Genomic DNA, 15,369 nt, shown 5'->3' with positions numbered 1-15,369 from the left:
AGCGGCGGGGCTGGACTCACCCCTGCGCACCCAACGGCGGGTGAAGCGCAGATGAGAAGTCGATGAGTCTGGCGCTCATCACTTCTCTTAGTCGCCGCGCCGAGAGAGGCTCGTCAGCGTGATGATCGATCGCGAGACCTGGGAGGGTCTCCTCGCCCTGTGGCTGGCCAGCCAGATCCCGCTCGGCCTGCTGATCGGGCGGGCCCTCGCCGGCCGCCGTCTCGGCGATGTCGCGCTCCCCGAGCCCGCGACGCCGGTGCTCGCCGAGGTCTCCCGCCCGCTCTGAGCTCAGTGCTCGATCGCCGACCGCATCCGGTCCAGGACGCCCTGCAGCCGCTCGAGGTCGTCGGCCTCCAGCGGGTCGAGCACGAGCCTGCGCACCGTGCGCACGTGACGGGGCGCCGCGGCCTCGATCGCGGCGCGACCGTCGTCGGTGACGACCGCGAACGCGCCGCGACCGTCGTCGTCGCACTCCTCGCGCGCCACGAGCCCGCGGGCGCCCATGCGGCGCAGGTGGTGGCTGAGCCGGCTGCGCTCCCAGGTGAGCGCGTCGGCGAGCTCGCTGACGCGCAGGCGGCCCTCGGGGCTCTCGGTCAGCCGCACGAGCACGTCGAAGTCGGGCAGCGAGAGGCCGGCGCTGTCCTGAAGGTCCTGGTGGAGCGCGGCCGGCAGGGCGGCCGTGACCTCCAGCCAGGTGCGCCACAGCCGCTGCTCGGCGTCGTCGAGCCAGGGCGTCGGATCGGTCATGGAATGAACCCTAGCCCTAGATAGTTGACGCGTCATCTACCAAGCGTCCAGACTGGACGCGGCGCCCCGCCCGACGAGGCGCACGAGCGAGAGGACACCGTCGTGAGCACCGTGCAGCTGACCCCGTCCGTGGACGTCCGGCGCGCCGAGGAGCGCTTCGTCTCCGACTTCGGATGGCTCGACTCCAAGCACTCCTTCTCCTTCGGCCACCACCACGACCGCACCAACACCCACCACGGGCTGCTGCTGGTCAACAACGACGACGTCGTCGACGCCGGCACCGGGTTCGACACCCACCCGCACCGTGACATGGAGATCGTCACCTGGGTGATGGAGGGCTCCCTGGTGCACCAGGACTCCACCGGCCACAACGGCGTCATCTACCCGGGCCTGGCCCAGCGGATGAGCGCCGGCACGGGCATCCTCCACTCGGAGAAGAACGACTCCTGGCGCCTGGGTGGCGAGACCCACACCGACCCGGTGCACTTCGTCCAGATGTGGGTGCTGCCCGACGAGTCCGGCATCGTCCCCGGCTACGAGCAGCTCGAGATCGCGCCGGAGCGGCTGGCGGGGAGCCTGGTGCCCGTCGCCTCCGGCATGGCCGCCCACGCCGACGAGACCGCCATCCGCATCCGCAACCGCTACGCCGCCCTGCACGCCGCGCGCCTGCAGCCCGGCGAGAGCGTCGAGCTGCCCGACGCGCCGTTCCTGCACCTCTTCGTGCCGCGCGGCGCCGTGACGCTCGAGGGCGCCGGACCGCTGGCCACCGGCGACGCCGTCCGCTTCACCGCCACCGGCGGTCAGCGCGTCACGGCCACCGAGGCCGCCGAGATCCTGGTCTGGGAGATGCACGCCACCGTCGGGGCCTGAATCGAGCGCCCGGGGGAGGAGGGGTCGGCCGATCTCTGCGACGATCAGCCGGCCCCCTCCCTCCCGCCACCCAGCCCGCCACCCAGCCCGCCACCTGGAGCCGCCATGACCGCCGTCGAGGTCGACCGACCCGAGACCCCCGCGCCGAGCCTGGCCGGCGCGATGCGTCACGGCTCCGCCGCCGAGCACGAGGCCGCCGAGGGCTCGCCCTTCATGACCGCCCTGCTCGACGGGCGGGTCGCCCCGTCCGGCTACGGCGCGTACCTCGTGCGGCTGCGCGCGGTCTACGCCGCGCTCGAGGCGGCGGTCGCCGTCCGCGCGGGCGACCCGCTCGTCGACGCCGTGCGCGACCCCGCCCTCGAGCGGCTGGCGCGCCTCGAGGCCGACCTCGCCGTCTGGCTGCCGGCCTGGACGCCCGAGGCGCCCCTGGACTCCCCGGCCACCGACGCCTACGTCCGCCGTCTCCAGGGCGCCACCTGGGGTGGCGCGCTGGTGGCCCACCACTACACCCGCTACCTCGGCGACCTCTCCGGAGGCCAGGCCATCGGCCGCATCCTCGCCCGCACCTACGGGCTCGAGGCCCGGGGCGGCGACGGCGTCGCCTTCTACGCCTTCCCCGAGGTGCCGCGGGTCAAGCCCTACAAGGACGCCTACCGCGCCCGCCTCGACGCCCTCGGCCTCACGCCGGCCGAGATCGAGCGGGTCGTCGAGGAGGTCCGGATCGCGTTCCGCCTCAACCAGGCGCTCTTCGCGGAGCTGTCCGCGGAGCTCGACGACCACCTGCGCTGAGGGCCGTCGCCGGTCCGCGCCGACGTCCTTGGCTGACGGGGCTAGGTTCTGCGGTCGTGGAGCAACGACTGTCCGCGGAAGACCGAGCCTGGCTCTTCGCCGAGCTCGAGGAACGGGCCGAGATGGCCGTGGTGTCGCGCGTGGCCGGTGATCCGGCGGGATCACAGCTGGCGCGAGGCGAGGTGAACGCCCTGGCTCGCGTGCTGATCCGGTTCGGCGTGCCCGCGGACGAGGTGTGCCCGCGGGTGAGCGAGCTGCTGGCGCCGATCACCGACTACGGGGCCCGTGGGGAGCAGATCCGCGACTGAGCGGTGCGCGGCCCCCACGCAGGAGAGGGGCGAGGGCCGCGCCTCCGGGCTCAGGCGGGGGAGCCTGCGGAGGTCTCCCGGAGCCTGCCTGCGTGGGAGGCAGGTGTCTCGATGCTAGGGCGCCTCGGCTCGGAGCAGGAGCGGCCGCGGGCCCTGTCGGAGGGGACCTCCGGCCCTGGCGGCGCGGCGTCCGCTGTGGATCGCTGCGGCCGCCGTCGGTCAGCGGACCCGCGTCGGCGAGGGCCGCGAGACGAGGGCCCCTCGTCTCGGATGGGGCCCGTGGGCTGAATCGGAGTCACGTGGCGCGGCCGTGCCCTAGCCTCGCGCAGTGAGAAGCCAGCCTCCTCCGCCGCCGCCCGCCCCGGGCTGGTACCCGAATCCGGCGGACGACCTCCTCGACCGGTTCTGGGACGGCCACGCATGGACCGAGAGGACACGTGTCCCTCCGGCCCCGCGCGGAGAGGCCGTCACGCCGCTGACGGACCGTCTGGTGCCGCCCCAGCGTGATGACGACGCACCGAGCTCGGGAGTCTGGTCCGCGTGGCTCGCGCTGGTCGCCGGGCCGCTGGTCGCCCTCGTCGGCGTCCTCTCGGGCGCGCAAGGCCGTGAGGCCGCCACGCACATCGCCCTCGTCCTGGCATCGGTCCTGCTGGTGCTGCTGGTCATCGACGCGAGCGCGCTGCGGCGCGGGGGAGTGGTGCGCCGGTCCTTCGTCCTGGCCGCGCTCCTGGGCTGGCTCTACTACCTCGCTCGCGTGCTCGTCGTCCGGCGACCCGGAGCGGTGGTGATGCTCACCGCTGCCGTCGCCGCGTTCCTCCTCAGTGGCTACCTGCTGGCGGTGACCGAGAGGGGGTCCTGGTCGCTGACCTCCGCGACCGACCCCGAGGGGCCGCCGGCCCAGTTCGGGCCGACGCTGGTCGGTGACGCCTTCAGCCGCGGGCTCAGCCACGAGATCTCCCAGCAGGCCGGCGAGACCGTCACCGTGAGATGCCCCCTGGCCACGCTGGGACGCGGAGAGCAGATCCAGTGCCCGGCCATCCTCGAGCGTGACGGCTCGGTCCTCCTCTACGTGGTCACTCGCCTGGCGGACGAGACGATCACCTGGTTCCAGGTCGCGCCGTGAACGCCCGGGTGCCAGCGTGCGCCCCACGAGTGCCACGGTGGGCGATCTGTGCACACGAACGTGACATGAAAAAGGCCCCACCTGCGTCTCCGCAGGTGGGGCGTGGGGTGAGTGACGGGACTTGAACCCGCGGCCACCTGGACCACAACCAGGTGCTCTACCAGCTGAGCTACACCCACCATCGGCTTCGACCTGGGGTCTGAGCCGTCGACGAGTGTAGGGGATGAGTCAGGGCGTCGTGGAATCGGCGTCGTCGCCGGACGGAGCGGGCGCGGTGAGGCCCGTGATCGAGCCGCCGTGGCGGGCGGCGAGGGCGCGCACCTGCTCGCTGTCGGGGCCGGGCGCCGGGACGAACACGGCGTCGCGGTAGTAGCGCAGCTCCTCGATCGACTCCTGGATGTCGGCCAGCGCGCGGTGGTTGCCGCGCTTCTCCGGGGCGCCGAAGTAGGCGCGGGGGTACCAGCGGCGCGAGAGCTCCTTGATCGAGGAGACGTCGACGATGCGGTAGTGGAGGAAGGACTCCAGGCGGGTCATGTCGCGGGCCAGGAACGAGCGGTCCGTGGCCACCGTGTTGCCGGCCAGCGGCGGGCGGCTGCCGTCGGCGCAGTGCTCGCGGACGTAGGCGAGGACGGCGTCCTCGGCCTCCTCGAGCGTGAGGCCGGCGTCGAGCTCCTCGAGCAGGCCCGACCTCTCGTGCATCTGGCGGACGAAGTCGCCCATCTGGTCCAGCGCCTCCGCGGAGGGCTTGATGACGAGGTCGACCCCCTCGCCGAGCACGTTGAGCTCGAAGTCGGTCACCAGGGCCGCGACCTCGATGAGGGCGTCGGCCCCGAGGTCGAGGCCGGTCATCTCGCAGTCGATCCAGACGAGGCGGTCGCTCATGGGTCCGAACCCTACGCCGAGGCGGGTCCCGGCCCCTACGCTCGCCCCCGTGACCGACCCCGCCCGCGCCGTGGAGAACCTGCTCTACGAGTACGCCGACCGCATCGACGCCGGCGACCTCGACGGCGTCGGCGCGCTCCTCGCGCACGCCCAGGTGCTGGCCGAGGGACCCGACGGCCCCGTGGTCGTCGCCGAGGGCCGCGAGGCGATCACCGCGCTGTACCGGGCGAGCACCCGCATCCATCCCGAGACCGGCACGCCGCGCACGCGCCACGTCACCACCAACGCCCGCATCGAGGTCGACGAGGCCGCCGGCACCGCCACGGCGCGCTCGGTCTACACCGTCCTCCAGGCCACCGAGTCCCTCGCGCTTCAGCCCATCGTCAGCGGCCGCTACGAGGACGCCTTCGAGCGCGCCGACGCCGGCTGGCGGTTCACGCGACGGCTCATCCACGTCGACCTCGTCGGCGAGCTCGGCCAGCACCTGCTGATCTGAGCGTCACCGGGCCCGCGTCTCAGATGCCGCTCAGACACGCCGCCTAGCCTCGGCCCCGGACCACGACCCCCGTCCCGACGATCTCTCCCAGGAGCACCATGCCGACCGCCGACCGCCCCGACCGGACCACCAAGGCCGCCGCCCAGCTGGAGCGCCAGCGCCGTGCGGAGAGGCGCCGCCGGGCGATCAACATCGGCACTCTCGTCTGCGTGCTCATCCTGGTGGCGGGCATCGCGTTCATCGTCACCCGCAACTCCGGCACCGAGAAGGTCGACGCCGCCCCGGCGGGCTCGGGCAGCTACGGCGTCACCATCGGCCCGAAGGGCGCGCCGCACCAGGTCGTCATCTACGAGGACTTCCTCTGCCCGTTCTGCGGTGAGCTGGAGAAGCGCACCGAGACCGACCTCGCCTCCCTGGCCGCCGACGGCAAGGTGCAGGTGGAGTACCGGCCGTTCGTGCTGCTGAGCCGCCTGGGCGACTACTCCGCGCGCGCCACCAACGCCTTCGCGGTGGTGCTCGACGCCAGCGGTCCGAAGGTCGCCAAGAAGATGCACGACCTGCTCTACGCCAACCAGCCCTCCGAGGAGGGCCCCTACCTCAGCGACGACGAGCTGGTGAGGCTGGCCGTCGAGGCCGGCGCCACCGAGGCCGACGTGCGTCCCGGCATCGAGGGCATGAGCCAGAAGGCGTGGGTCGACGCCGCCACCAAGGCCGCCTCGGACGCGAACGTCCAGGGCACGCCGACGGTGCTGCTCGACGGCAAGCAGGTCGGCGGCCAGACCGTCGACGACGTCGCCAGCTCGCTCCTCGACGCCGTCCGGTGATGTGATCGGGGGCGTGAGCCCCCGAGAGTCCTTCATCGCCGGCCTGCCGAAGGCCGAGCTGCACGTCCACCACGTCGGCTCGGCCTCGCCGCGCATCGTCGCGGAGCTGGCCGCGCGCCACGCCGGCACCGTGCCCACCGACCCCGCCGAGCTCGCGCGCTTCTTCGAGTTCCGGGACTTCGCGCACTTCGTGGAGGTCTACCTGGCGGTGGTCGCGCTGGTGCGCACGCCCGAGGACATCCGCTACCTCACCTACGAGGTGGCCCGCGAGATGGCCGAGGGCCAGTCGCTGCGCTACGCCGAGCTCACCTGCACCCCGTTCACCTCCGTCGAGGCGCACCGCGGTCACCCGGGCATGCCGATCGAGGCCTATCTCGAGGCGCTCGAGGACGCCCGGGTCGCCGCCGAGCGCGACCTCGGGCTGGTGCTGCGCTGGATCTTCGACGTGCCGGGGGAGTCGGGGATCCCGGCCGCCGACGCCACCCTGCGCTACGCCCTCGACCACCCCTGCGACGGGCTCGTCGGCTTCGGACTCGGCGGCCCCGAGATCGGCGTCCCGCGGCCGCAGTTCAAGCCGCACTTCGACGCCGCCCGCGCGGCCGGGCTGCGCTCGGTGCCGCACGCGGGGGAGACCACCGGCCCGCAGACGATCTGGGACGCCCTCACCGAGCTCGGCGCCGAGCGGATCGGCCACGGCACCTCCGCCGCCCAGGACCCCGCGCTCCTGGTCCACCTCGCCGAGACCGGCGTCCCGCTCGAGGTGTGCCCGTCCTCCAACATCGCCACGCGCGCGGTCGAGCGGCTCGAGGACCACCCGATCCGCGCCTTCCGCGACGCCGGGGTGACGGTGACGGTCAACTCCGACGACCCGCCGATGTTCGGCACCGACCTCAACCGCGAGTACGGCATCGCCGCCGACCTGCTCGACCTCGACGAGGAGGGCCTGCGCGAGCTGGCCCGCACGGCCGTGCGCTGCTCCTTCGCCCCCGACGACGTGCGGTCGCGGGTGCTGGCCGAGATCGACGCCTACCGGGGCTGACGACGGTCGGCGCGCTCGCGTCGACGCGCCGCGCGCTGACGACGCAGGCGCCGCACCAGCAGCGGCTCGGCCGCCTCGGCCTCGGGGCGGTCGATGAGCTCGCCGAGCAGCCGGTGGTAGACGACCGGGTCGAGCCCGAAGCGCTCCCGGACCGCCTCGTCGCGGCCGCCGGCATGACGCCACCACTCCTGCTCGAAGGCGAGCACGGCGAGATCGCGCTCGTCGAGTCCGGGGCTGGTCACGGGTCGAGGATGGCCGATCGCCCGTGCCGGTGGGGAATCGGGGGTGCCGATCAGCGCGTCGACCTCGTCACAGGTGCTCACTCGGCGCTCAGGTGCGGCGGGTCCTCGGCGAGCCGGCGCACCACGCGCAGCGCCCACACGAGCGTGTCGGGATCCTGCACCGCGCTGAGCTGCTCGTAGCCGATGAGCACGTAGAACGCGGCGCGGGCCAGCCGCTGGGAGTAGTCGGCGTCCCCGGTGACGCCGAGGAACGCCTCGGCGACGATCTCGACGCGCTCGCGGTCGACTCGCTCCTGCACCGCGCGGACGCGTGGATCGATGCCCGCCCAGACCCGGATGCCGGACTCGGCGCGGTGCCGCAGCTCGAGGGCGGCGGCGATGAGGACGTCGAGGCGGCGGTGGGCGTCGGGCTCGTCGAGCATGCGGGCGCCGGTCTCGAGGGTGCGCTCGCGGTACCAGTAGTCGAGGAGCTGCTCGGTGAAGTCCGACCAGCTGGCGAAGGAGTGGTAGAACGCGCCGGTCGTCAGGCCCAGCCGACGGCACAGGCGCGTGAGCTTCAAGCCGCCGAACCCCTCCTCGCCGAGCAGGTCGAGGGCGCCCTCGTAGAAGCGCCGGTGGGCCTCGCTGACCTCGGCGCCGGACGGCTCCTCGCGCATCGCCTGGCTCATGACGCGCCGACTCTAGACCTCCCGGAGGCCTGCGAGGACACCCCTTGCCGAAGTCCGTAACTCCAGTTATGTTCTGCCTGCCTGTGACCTCCCCCACAGTCCCTCCCGGCTCCCGACGAAGGGAACATCCATGACGTTCGCCTCCAGCGACGAGGTCGTGAAGTACATCGGCGGCATCTTCGAGACCGCCTTCGAGGACGACGAGCTCGCCCCGCGCCTGCAGGCCACCGGCGTCGTCCTGCGCTTCGCCTTCACCGAGCCCGACACCGACCTCGTCATCGACTTCGCGAACGCCACCGTGCAGGAGGGCGCCGGCGCGCTCGAGGTCGGCGCGACGATGGCGATGACCGCCGAGGTCGGCAACGGCTACTGGCAGGGCAAGGTCAACCTGCCGCTGGCGATGGCGAAGGGCAAGATCAAGGTCGACGGCCAGGTGGCGCCGCTGCTGAAGCTCGCGCCGCTGTCGAAGAAGCTCTACCCGGTCTACGTCGATCGGCTCACCGCCGACGGCCGCACCGACCTGCTGGTCTGAGGGCCGGCCCGTGTACCCCGGAACCCACGCGGCCACCCGGCCCGACCACCCCGCCGTCGTCTTCGTCGACGAGGGCACGGTCGTCACCTACGCCGAGCTCGAGCGCCGCTCCTCGATGCTCGCCTCGGCGCTGCACGGGCTGGGCCTGCGCAAGGGCGACGTCATCGCGATGCTCTCCGACAACGACCCCGAGTGCTTCACGATCGCGTGGGCTGCGCTGCGCTCCGGGCTCTACATCACCGCGCTCAACCACCACCTCACCGCCGCCGAGGTGGCCTACATCGTCGAGGACAGCGACGCGCGGGTGCTGATCTCCTCGGCCGGGGTCGCCCCGCTCGCGGAGGCCGTCGTCGACCTCCTGCCAGCCGACGGCCCCACCCTCGTGGCCTTCGGCGGCGCCGTCGCCGGGCACGGCGACTACGAGGCGCTGCTCGCCACCGGCACCGAGCCGCTGGCCGAGATGCCCCGCGGCGCCGACATGCTCTACTCCTCCGGCACCACCGGGCGTCCCAAGGGAGTGCGCGGGCCGCTGCCGGACTGCTCGGTCGACGAGGCCGGCGACCCCGTCCTCCTCCTGCTCATCCACGTCTTCGGCCTCGACGCCGACACCCGCTACCTCTCCTCGGCGCCGATCTACCACGCCGCCCCGCTGCGCTGGTGCGCGTCGGTGCACGCCGCCGGCGGCACGGTCTACCTCACCCGTCGCTTCGACGCCGAGCACTGCCTGCGCGCGATCGAGGAGCACGCGATCACCCACGTCCAGCTGGTGCCGACGATGTTCGTGCGGATGCTGCAGCTGCCCGAGGACGTCCGCGCCCGTCACGACCACTCCAGCCTGCGGATGGCCGTCCACGCCGCTGCGCCCTGCCCGCCGGAGGTCAAGCGGGCGATGATCGACTGGTGGGGCCCGGTGATCATGGAGTACTACTCCTCCACCGAGGCCAACGGCCTGACGATGGTCGACTCCGCCACCTGGCTCACCAAGCCGGGCACGGTCGGCAAGGCCTTCCTCGGCACCATCCACATCTGCGACGACGACGGCGAGGAGCTGCCCGTCGGCGAGGTCGGCACGGTCTGGTTCGAGCGCGACGCGCGCCCGTTCAGCTACCACAAGGACGACGACAAGACCGCCGGCGCCACCCACCCCGCGCACCCGACGTGGACCGCCGTCGGCGACCTCGGGTACCTCGACGACGACGGCTACCTGTTCCTCACCGACCGCAAGGCGTTCATGATCATCAGCGGCGGGGTGAACATCTACCCGCAGGAGATCGAGAACGTCCTGACCCTCCACCCCGCGATCCACGACGTCGCCGTGCTCGGCGTCCCCGACTCCGAGATGGGCCAGGTCGTCCAGGCCTTCGTCCAGGTGCGTCCGGGCGTCGAGGCCGACGACGCGCTGGCCGAGGAGATCCGCTCCTACGTCCGCGAGCGGATCGCGTCGTTCAAGGTCCCCCGCGAGGTCGCGTTCGTGCCCGAGCTCCCACGCTCGGCCACCGGCAAGCTCGTCAAGCGAGCGCTGCTCGAGCCGAGCGTCGCGGGAGGTGCGCGATGACCCCCCTCCAGGCACCCGGGGCCCGCGCCTTCCACCCGCTGACCGTGACCTCGCAGGAGTTCTGGGCGCGCACCTTCGAGGAGCGCGAGCAGGTCTTCGCCCGGCTGCGCGCCGATGCGCCGATCTCCTGGCAGCCGATGATGGACGGCTCGATCATGGGCTCGGAGCTGCCGGGCATGTGGGTCGTCACCCGCCACGAGCACATCGCGGAGGTCTCCAAGAGCCCCGAGCTGTTCTGCTCCGGGGAGGGCGTGCAGTTCGAGGACGTCCCCGAGGACCTCCTCGAGGCCTCGCACTCCTTCCTCGCCATGGACAACCCGCGCCACCTGCAGCTGCGACGCCTGGTCAGCGCGGCCTTCACCCGGCGTCAGGTCGAGCGGATCGCCGTGCAGATCCGCGAGCAGGCCCGCACGATCGTCGACGACCTGCTGCTCGCCGGCGGCGGCGACTTCGTGCGACTGGTCTCCCAGCGGATGCCCACCTGGACCGTCTACCAGATGATGGGCCTCGACCCGGCCCTGCGCGTCGAGGCCGCCCACCTCGCCGACGAGATGGTCGGGTTCAACGACCCCGCGGTCTGCGACGGCCGCGAGCCCGGCGACGTCCTCAACGGCGCGCTCGTCGGGCTCCTGACGATCGGCCTCGAGCTCGCCGACCTGCGCCGGCGCGAGCCCGCCGACGACCTCATGACCAACCTCGTGCAGGCCGAGGTCGACGGCGAGCGCCTCACCGACGACGAGATCGCGGCGTTCTTCGTGCTGATGTCGGTGGCCGGCAACGACACCACCCGCAACACCATCAGCCTCTCGATGCGCGCGCTGCAGGACCACCCCGACCAGCGCGCCTGGCTGCTGGAGGACTTCGACGGGCGCATCGGCAGCGCCGTCGAGGAGTTCCTGCGGTTCGCCTCGCCGGTGATGACCTTCCGCCGCACCGCCACGCGCGACACCGTGCTGGCCGGGCAGGAGATCGCGGCGGGGGAGTGGGTGGCGATGGTCTACGCCTCCGGCAACCGCGACGAGCGGGTCTTCGCCGACCCCATGCGCCTGGACCTCTCACGCTCGCCGAACCCCCACCAGGGCTTCGGCGGCGGCGGCCCGCACTTCTGCCTGGGCCACTTCGTCGCCCGGCAGCAGCTCTCCGAGATCACCCGCGAGCTGCTCACCCGCGCGCCGGGGCTCGTGCTCGGCGAGCCGACGGCTCTGGCCGGCAACTTCGTCCGCGCCGTCACCACGATGCCCTGCGAGATTCGATGAGCTGCGAGATCCGAGGCGAGGCCCGATGAGCACCCACCCGTCCCTGGCGGCGAGCTACGCCGGGCAGCGCGTCGTCGTCACCGGCGCCGCCTCCGGCATCGGCGCCGCCCTCGCGCAGCGCCTGGTCGACGCCGGCGCCGAGGTCACCAGCCTCGACCGCAACGCCCCCGAGGCCGCCGTCGCGCAGCATGTGAAGGTCGACCTCGCCGACGTCGCCTCGCTCGAGGCCGCCCTCGAGCAGCTCGACGACGGCTACGCCGCGCTGTTCAACGTCGCCGGCGTCCCGGGCACCGCGCCCGCTGCCACCGTGATGGCGGTCAACACCCTCGCCGTGCGGCATCTCGCCGAGGCGTTCATGGAGCGGCTCGCGCCCGGCGGCGCGGTGGTGATCGTCTCCTCGATCGCCGGGTTCGGATGGCCGGAGCGACTGGAGACCATCAAGGAGCTCCTCGCCACCGACGACTTCGCCGAGGGCGCCGCGTGGTGCGCGGCGAACCCGCAGGAGGGCAACGCGTACAACTTCTCCAAGGAGTGCACCACCGTCTACACGATGACGATGGGCCTGGCCTTCGCCGACCTCGGCCTGCGCATCAACGCCGTGCTGCCCGGACCCACCGAGACCCCCATCCTCGTCGACTTCGAGGAGACCATGGGCCGCGACAACCTCGACGGCCTGCGCGAGCTGCTCGGGCGCCACGGCGCCCCGGAGGAGATCGCCGACGCCTGCCTGTTCCTGGGCTCCCCGGCCGCCTCGTGGATCAACGGCCACGCCCTCATCGCCGACGGGGGCGTCTCGGGCGCCGTCCTCACCGGCCTCGTGCCCGCCCCGGAGATCTGAGGTCCCATGAGCATCGACGCCCCCCTCCAGCCCGTCGTCGAGACCGGCGGTCCGGACCTCCGCGCCGTCGTCGAGCGGCTGCGCGCCACGTTCCGCACCGGCCGCACCCGCCCCTACGAGTGGCGCGAGCAGCAGCTCGCCGCCCTCGCCCGGCTCGTGGAGGAGAACGAGGACCGCATCGCCGAGGCGCTGCACGCCGACCTCGGGCGCACCCGCGCCGAGGCCTGGCTCGGCGACATCTCCTCGACCACCGGCGAGATCGCCTACGCCCGCAAGCACCTGCGTCGCTGGATGCGGCGCCGTCGCAGCCCGCTGCCGCTCAACCAGCGGCCGGCGTCGGCGTGGATCCAGTACGACCCGCTCGGCACCGTGCTGATCATCGGGCCCTGGAACTACCCGGTCTACCTGGTGCTCAGCCCGCTCGTGGCCGCGATCGCCGCCGGCGACTGCGTCGTCGTCAAGCCCTCCGAGCTGGCGCCGGCGTGCTCGGCGCTGATGGCCGAGCTGCTGCCGCGCTACCTCGACCCCTCCGCCGTCAGCGTCGTCGAGGGCGACGGCGCCATCACCCAGGAGCTGCTCGCGCTCGGCTTCGACCACGCCCTGTTCACCGGCGGCACCGAGATCGGCCGCCGCATCATGGAGGGCGCGGCGCCCACGCTCACGCCCGTCACGCTCGAGCTCGGCGGCAAGAGCCCGGTCATCGTGCACCGCGACGCCGACCTCGAGGTCGCCGCCCGTCGCATCGCCTGGCTGAAGCTGATGAACTCCGGCCAGACCTGCATCGCCCCCGACTTCGTGCTCGTCGACCACGCCGTGCGCGACGCCTTCGTCGCGCGGCTGCAGCAGACGCTGGAGGAGTTCACCGCCGACCGCGACGGCGCTGGCCTGCGGATCGTCAACGAGCGCCAGCACGCCCGCCTCGCCTCCTACCTCGAGCGCACGCAGGGCACGATCGCGCTGGGCGGCGGCGTCGACGCCGAGCGCCTGGAGATCGCGCCCACCGTCGTCCTCGACCCCGCGCCGGACGACGCCGTGATGACCGAGGAGATCTTCGGGCCGATCCTGCCCGTCCTCTCCTACGCCTCGCTCGAGGACGCCATCGACCTCATCGAGGACCGCCCGACGCCGCTGGCGCTCTACTGCTTCACCTCCGACCGCGCCGTGCGCGACCGGGTCAGCCAGGTCGCGGCCGGCGGCGTGGTGTTCAACCACGTCGCGATGCACGTGCTCGTCCCGCAGCTGCCCTTCGGCGGCGTCGGGGAGAGCGGCATGGGCGCCTACCACGGCGAGTGGGGGTTCCAGACCTTCAGCCACCGCAAGGCGGTGCTGGCGAAGACCACGTGGCCCGACCCGCGCTTCGTCTACCCGCCCTACACCGACAAGGCGCTGCGCCTGATGCGCCGCTTCTTCTAGCCCACGACTCCCGGGCCGGCCTCCCCCCAGGCCGGTCCGGGTCCGGGTCCGACCCGGAGCCGCAGCATCGAGGCCCGCGGGGGAGGGCCACGACACGTCGATGAGGGAGACGTGATGGCGACAGTGCAGGCGCCTGCGGGGATGACCCCGCAGGCCACCGAGATCGCGCAGGAGGCGCTGCGCCGCGGCAACCCGCTCGTCGGGCCCGGGCTGCTGCGCCTGCTGAGCGTCCTCGGCGACTTCTACCGCTTCTGCGGGACGACGCTGGCGCGCTCGGTGACGCGTCGCTTCCGCTTCGCCGAGTTCGTCGAGCAGGCCTGGTTCATCACCACGGTCTCGCTCGTCCCGGCCATGCTGGTCTCGATCCCGCTCTGCGTGATCATCATCTTCCAGGTCAACCAGCTGCTCATCCAGATCGGCGCGATCGACCTCGCCGGCGCGGGCGCCGCAGTGGCGGTGGTCCGCGAGATCGGCCCGATCGTCTCGGTGCTCGTCGTCGCCGGCGCGGGCGCGACCGCGATCTGCGCCGACCTCGGCTCGCGCAAGATCCGCGAGGAGATCGACGCGATGACCACGCTGGGCATCGACCCCATCGAGCGCCTCGTGGTGCCGCGGGTGGTGGCCTCCACCGTGGTGGCGCTGGCGCTCAACGGGGTCGTCTCGATCGTCGGCCTGATCGGCGGCTACGTCTTCTCGGTGGTGCTCCAGGGCGCCACCCCGGGGCTCTACATCAACGACCTGACGCTGCTGGTGGGCCTCAGCGACTTCCTCGCCTCCGAGCTCAAGGCGGCCGTCTTCGGCCTGCTGGCCGGGCTCACCGCCTGCTACCTCGGCCTCAACGCCAAGGGCGGGCCGAAGGGCGTCGGCGAGGCCGTGAACCAGACGGTCGTCTTCGCCTTCATGCTCCTCTTCGCCGCCAACAGCGTCATCTCGACGGTGTTCCTCAACCTCAAGGGGAGCTGAGATGGCCCTGCTCGACGTCGCCGCCTCGCCCGTCCGCGCGATCACCCGCCTCGGCGGACAGCTCGCCTTCCACGCCAAGGCCTTCGCGCAGTTCCCTCGGGCCGCTCGGCGCTATCCCAAGGAGGTCGTCCGGCTGCTGGCCGAGGTCTCCCTCGGCTCCGGTGCCCTCGCTCTCATCGGCGGCACCGTGCTGGTCATCGGGTTCCTCACCGCCGCGTCGGGCATCGAGGTCGGCCTGCAGGCGTACACGACGTTCGGCAACATCGGCGTCTCGTCGCTCTCGGGGTTCTTCTCGGCCTACTTCAACACCCGCGAGGTCGCCCCGATCGTCGCCGGCATCGCGCTGACGGCCACCGTCGGCGCCGGCTTCACCGCGCAGATCGGCGCGATGCGGGTCTCGGAGGAGATCGACGCCCTCGAGGTGATGGCCGTCCCGCCGGTCACCTACCTCGTGACGACCCGCATCCTGGCCGGGCTGATCGCGGTCGTGCCGCTCTTCGCCACCGCCGTGATCATGTGCTTCCTGGCCACCAAGCTCGTCGTCACCGTCGGCTACGGCCAGGCGCCGGGCATCTACGAGCACTACTTCTCGACCTTCCTCATCCCCGGCGACCTCCTGCTGGCGCTCGGGAAGACCGTGCTCATGGCCCTCGTGGTCATCTCCGTCTGCTGCTACCAGGGCTTCCACGCCACCGGCGGTCCCGCCGGCGTGGGCCGGGCCGTGGGCAGCGCCGTCCGGACCTCGCTGATCGCGATCATGGTCCTCGACCTCGCCTTCGGGCTCGCCTTCTGGGGCGGCCCGTCGGTGCACATCTCGGGGTGAG

19 protein-coding genes, 1 tRNA gene and 1 pseudogene are annotated in these 15,369 nt (G+C 72.6%); 16 read left to right on the top strand and 5 right to left on the bottom strand.

The window, feature by feature from the left end:
• Positions 1 to 118 precede the first annotated feature (118 nt).
• On the top strand, positions 119 to 286 hold the full coding sequence (locus ACZDWJ_RS02695) for a hypothetical protein (protein WP_463519370.1): 168 nt from the start codon (positions 119 to 121) through the stop codon (positions 284 to 286).
• 2 nt (positions 287 to 288) lie between these two features.
• On the opposite strand, the gene ACZDWJ_RS02690 is transcribed toward ACZDWJ_RS02695, so the two are convergent.
• Entirely contained in the window at positions 289 to 747 is a 459-nt protein-coding gene (locus ACZDWJ_RS02690) for a MarR family winged helix-turn-helix transcriptional regulator (RefSeq protein ID WP_463519369.1), read from the bottom strand.
• Between the two features lie 102 nt (positions 748 to 849).
• On the opposite strand from ACZDWJ_RS02690, the gene ACZDWJ_RS02685 reads away from it, so the two are divergent.
• From ACZDWJ_RS02685 to ACZDWJ_RS02665, 5 genes and pseudogenes are all read left to right on the top strand, one after another.
• On the top strand, positions 850 to 1,617 hold the full coding sequence (locus tag ACZDWJ_RS02685) for a pirin family protein (protein ID WP_463519368.1): 768 nt from the start codon (positions 850 to 852) through the stop codon (positions 1,615 to 1,617).
• A 105-nt stretch (positions 1,618 to 1,722) separates the two neighbouring features.
• Positions 1,723 to 2,406 (top strand): biliverdin-producing heme oxygenase, encoded by a 684-nt coding sequence (locus ACZDWJ_RS02680; RefSeq protein ID WP_463519367.1) that lies wholly within the window; start codon positions 1,723 to 1,725, stop codon positions 2,404 to 2,406.
• Positions 2,407 to 2,462: 56 nt separating this feature from the next.
• Complete coding sequence (locus tag ACZDWJ_RS02675) at positions 2,463 to 2,714, top strand: hypothetical protein (RefSeq protein ID WP_463519366.1); 252 nt, start codon at positions 2,463 to 2,465, stop codon at positions 2,712 to 2,714.
• A 328-nt stretch (positions 2,715 to 3,042) separates the two neighbouring features.
• Positions 3,043 to 3,156: pseudogene (locus tag ACZDWJ_RS02670) on the top strand (DUF2510 domain-containing protein); the annotation flags it as partial.
• Positions 3,157 to 3,204: 48 nt separating this feature from the next.
• Positions 3,205 to 3,837: a hypothetical protein gene (locus ACZDWJ_RS02665; protein ID WP_463519397.1), complete on the top strand. Its 633-nt coding sequence runs from the start codon at positions 3,205 to 3,207 to the stop codon at positions 3,835 to 3,837.
• Between the two features lie 103 nt (positions 3,838 to 3,940).
• Here ACZDWJ_RS02665 and ACZDWJ_RS02660 read toward each other — a convergent pair.
• A tRNA-His gene (locus tag ACZDWJ_RS02660) sits at positions 3,941 to 4,016 on the bottom strand.
• A 49-nt stretch (positions 4,017 to 4,065) separates the two neighbouring features.
• Positions 4,066 to 4,719, bottom strand: a complete 654-nt coding sequence (gene orn / locus ACZDWJ_RS02655; protein ID WP_463519365.1) for an oligoribonuclease — start codon at positions 4,717 to 4,719, stop codon at positions 4,066 to 4,068.
• Between the two features lie 49 nt (positions 4,720 to 4,768).
• Here orn and ACZDWJ_RS02650 point away from each other — a divergent pair, with 49 nt between their 5' ends.
• The 3 genes from ACZDWJ_RS02650 (at position 4,769) to ACZDWJ_RS02640 (ending at position 7,078) form a co-directional block, all read left to right on the top strand.
• Positions 4,769 to 5,215 (top strand): nuclear transport factor 2 family protein, encoded by a 447-nt coding sequence (locus tag ACZDWJ_RS02650; protein WP_463519364.1) that lies wholly within the window; start codon positions 4,769 to 4,771, stop codon positions 5,213 to 5,215.
• A 98-nt stretch (positions 5,216 to 5,313) separates the two neighbouring features.
• A complete protein-coding gene (locus ACZDWJ_RS02645) occupies positions 5,314 to 6,039 on the top strand; it encodes a DsbA family protein (protein ID WP_463519363.1) in 726 nt (241 codons plus the stop codon).
• A 13-nt stretch (positions 6,040 to 6,052) separates the two neighbouring features.
• Positions 6,053 to 7,078, top strand: a complete 1,026-nt coding sequence (locus ACZDWJ_RS02640; RefSeq protein ID WP_463519362.1) for an adenosine deaminase — start codon at positions 6,053 to 6,055, stop codon at positions 7,076 to 7,078.
• On the opposite strand, the gene ACZDWJ_RS02635 is transcribed toward ACZDWJ_RS02640, so the two are convergent.
• Positions 7,066 to 7,320, bottom strand: a complete 255-nt coding sequence (locus ACZDWJ_RS02635; RefSeq protein WP_463519361.1) for a DUF3263 domain-containing protein — start codon at positions 7,318 to 7,320, stop codon at positions 7,066 to 7,068. The two genes, ACZDWJ_RS02640 and ACZDWJ_RS02635, sit on opposite strands and share 13 nt — an antisense overlap.
• Before the next feature lie 77 nt (positions 7,321 to 7,397).
• Positions 7,398 to 7,988, bottom strand: a complete 591-nt coding sequence (locus tag ACZDWJ_RS02630) for a TetR/AcrR family transcriptional regulator (protein ID WP_463519360.1) — start codon at positions 7,986 to 7,988, stop codon at positions 7,398 to 7,400.
• Positions 7,989 to 8,118: 130 nt separating this feature from the next.
• Between ACZDWJ_RS02630 and ACZDWJ_RS02625 the strand changes: the two genes are divergently transcribed.
• The 7 genes from ACZDWJ_RS02625 to ACZDWJ_RS02595 all read left to right on the top strand — a co-directional run bounded on the left by ACZDWJ_RS02625 (position 8,119) and on the right by ACZDWJ_RS02595 (position 15,368).
• Positions 8,119 to 8,520 carry an SCP2 sterol-binding domain-containing protein gene (locus ACZDWJ_RS02625; protein ID WP_463519359.1) on the top strand — a complete coding sequence of 134 codons (402 nt, stop codon included), beginning with the start codon at positions 8,119 to 8,121 and terminating at the stop codon, positions 8,518 to 8,520.
• A 10-nt stretch (positions 8,521 to 8,530) separates the two neighbouring features.
• Positions 8,531 to 10,075: an acyl-CoA synthetase gene (locus tag ACZDWJ_RS02620; RefSeq protein WP_463519358.1), complete on the top strand. Its 1,545-nt coding sequence runs from the start codon at positions 8,531 to 8,533 to the stop codon at positions 10,073 to 10,075.
• Positions 10,072 to 11,331: a cytochrome P450 gene (locus tag ACZDWJ_RS02615; RefSeq protein ID WP_463519357.1), complete on the top strand. Its 1,260-nt coding sequence runs from the start codon at positions 10,072 to 10,074 to the stop codon at positions 11,329 to 11,331. Before ACZDWJ_RS02620 ends, ACZDWJ_RS02615 begins: the two co-directional genes overlap by 4 nt.
• Positions 11,332 to 11,356: 25 nt before the next feature.
• Positions 11,357 to 12,169, top strand: a complete 813-nt coding sequence (locus tag ACZDWJ_RS02610; RefSeq protein ID WP_463519356.1) for a coniferyl-alcohol dehydrogenase — start codon at positions 11,357 to 11,359, stop codon at positions 12,167 to 12,169.
• 6 nt (positions 12,170 to 12,175) lie between these two features.
• Positions 12,176 to 13,582, top strand: coding sequence for an aldehyde dehydrogenase family protein (locus ACZDWJ_RS02605; RefSeq protein ID WP_463519355.1), 1,407 nt, complete (start codon positions 12,176 to 12,178; stop codon positions 13,580 to 13,582).
• 114 nt (positions 13,583 to 13,696) lie between these two features.
• The gene (locus ACZDWJ_RS02600; RefSeq protein WP_463519354.1) at positions 13,697 to 14,545 is read left to right on the top strand and encodes an MlaE family ABC transporter permease; all 849 of its coding nucleotides are present in this window, start codon (positions 13,697 to 13,699) and stop codon (positions 14,543 to 14,545) included.
• Between the two features lies 1 nt (position 14,546).
• On the top strand, positions 14,547 to 15,368 hold the full coding sequence (locus tag ACZDWJ_RS02595; RefSeq protein ID WP_463519353.1) for an MlaE family ABC transporter permease: 822 nt from the start codon (positions 14,547 to 14,549) through the stop codon (positions 15,366 to 15,368).
• Position 15,369 lies beyond the last annotated feature (1 nt).

This window comes from Nocardioides sp. B129/18 (assembly GCF_055282735.1).
This window is presented reverse-complemented; position numbering and strand designations above follow the sequence as displayed.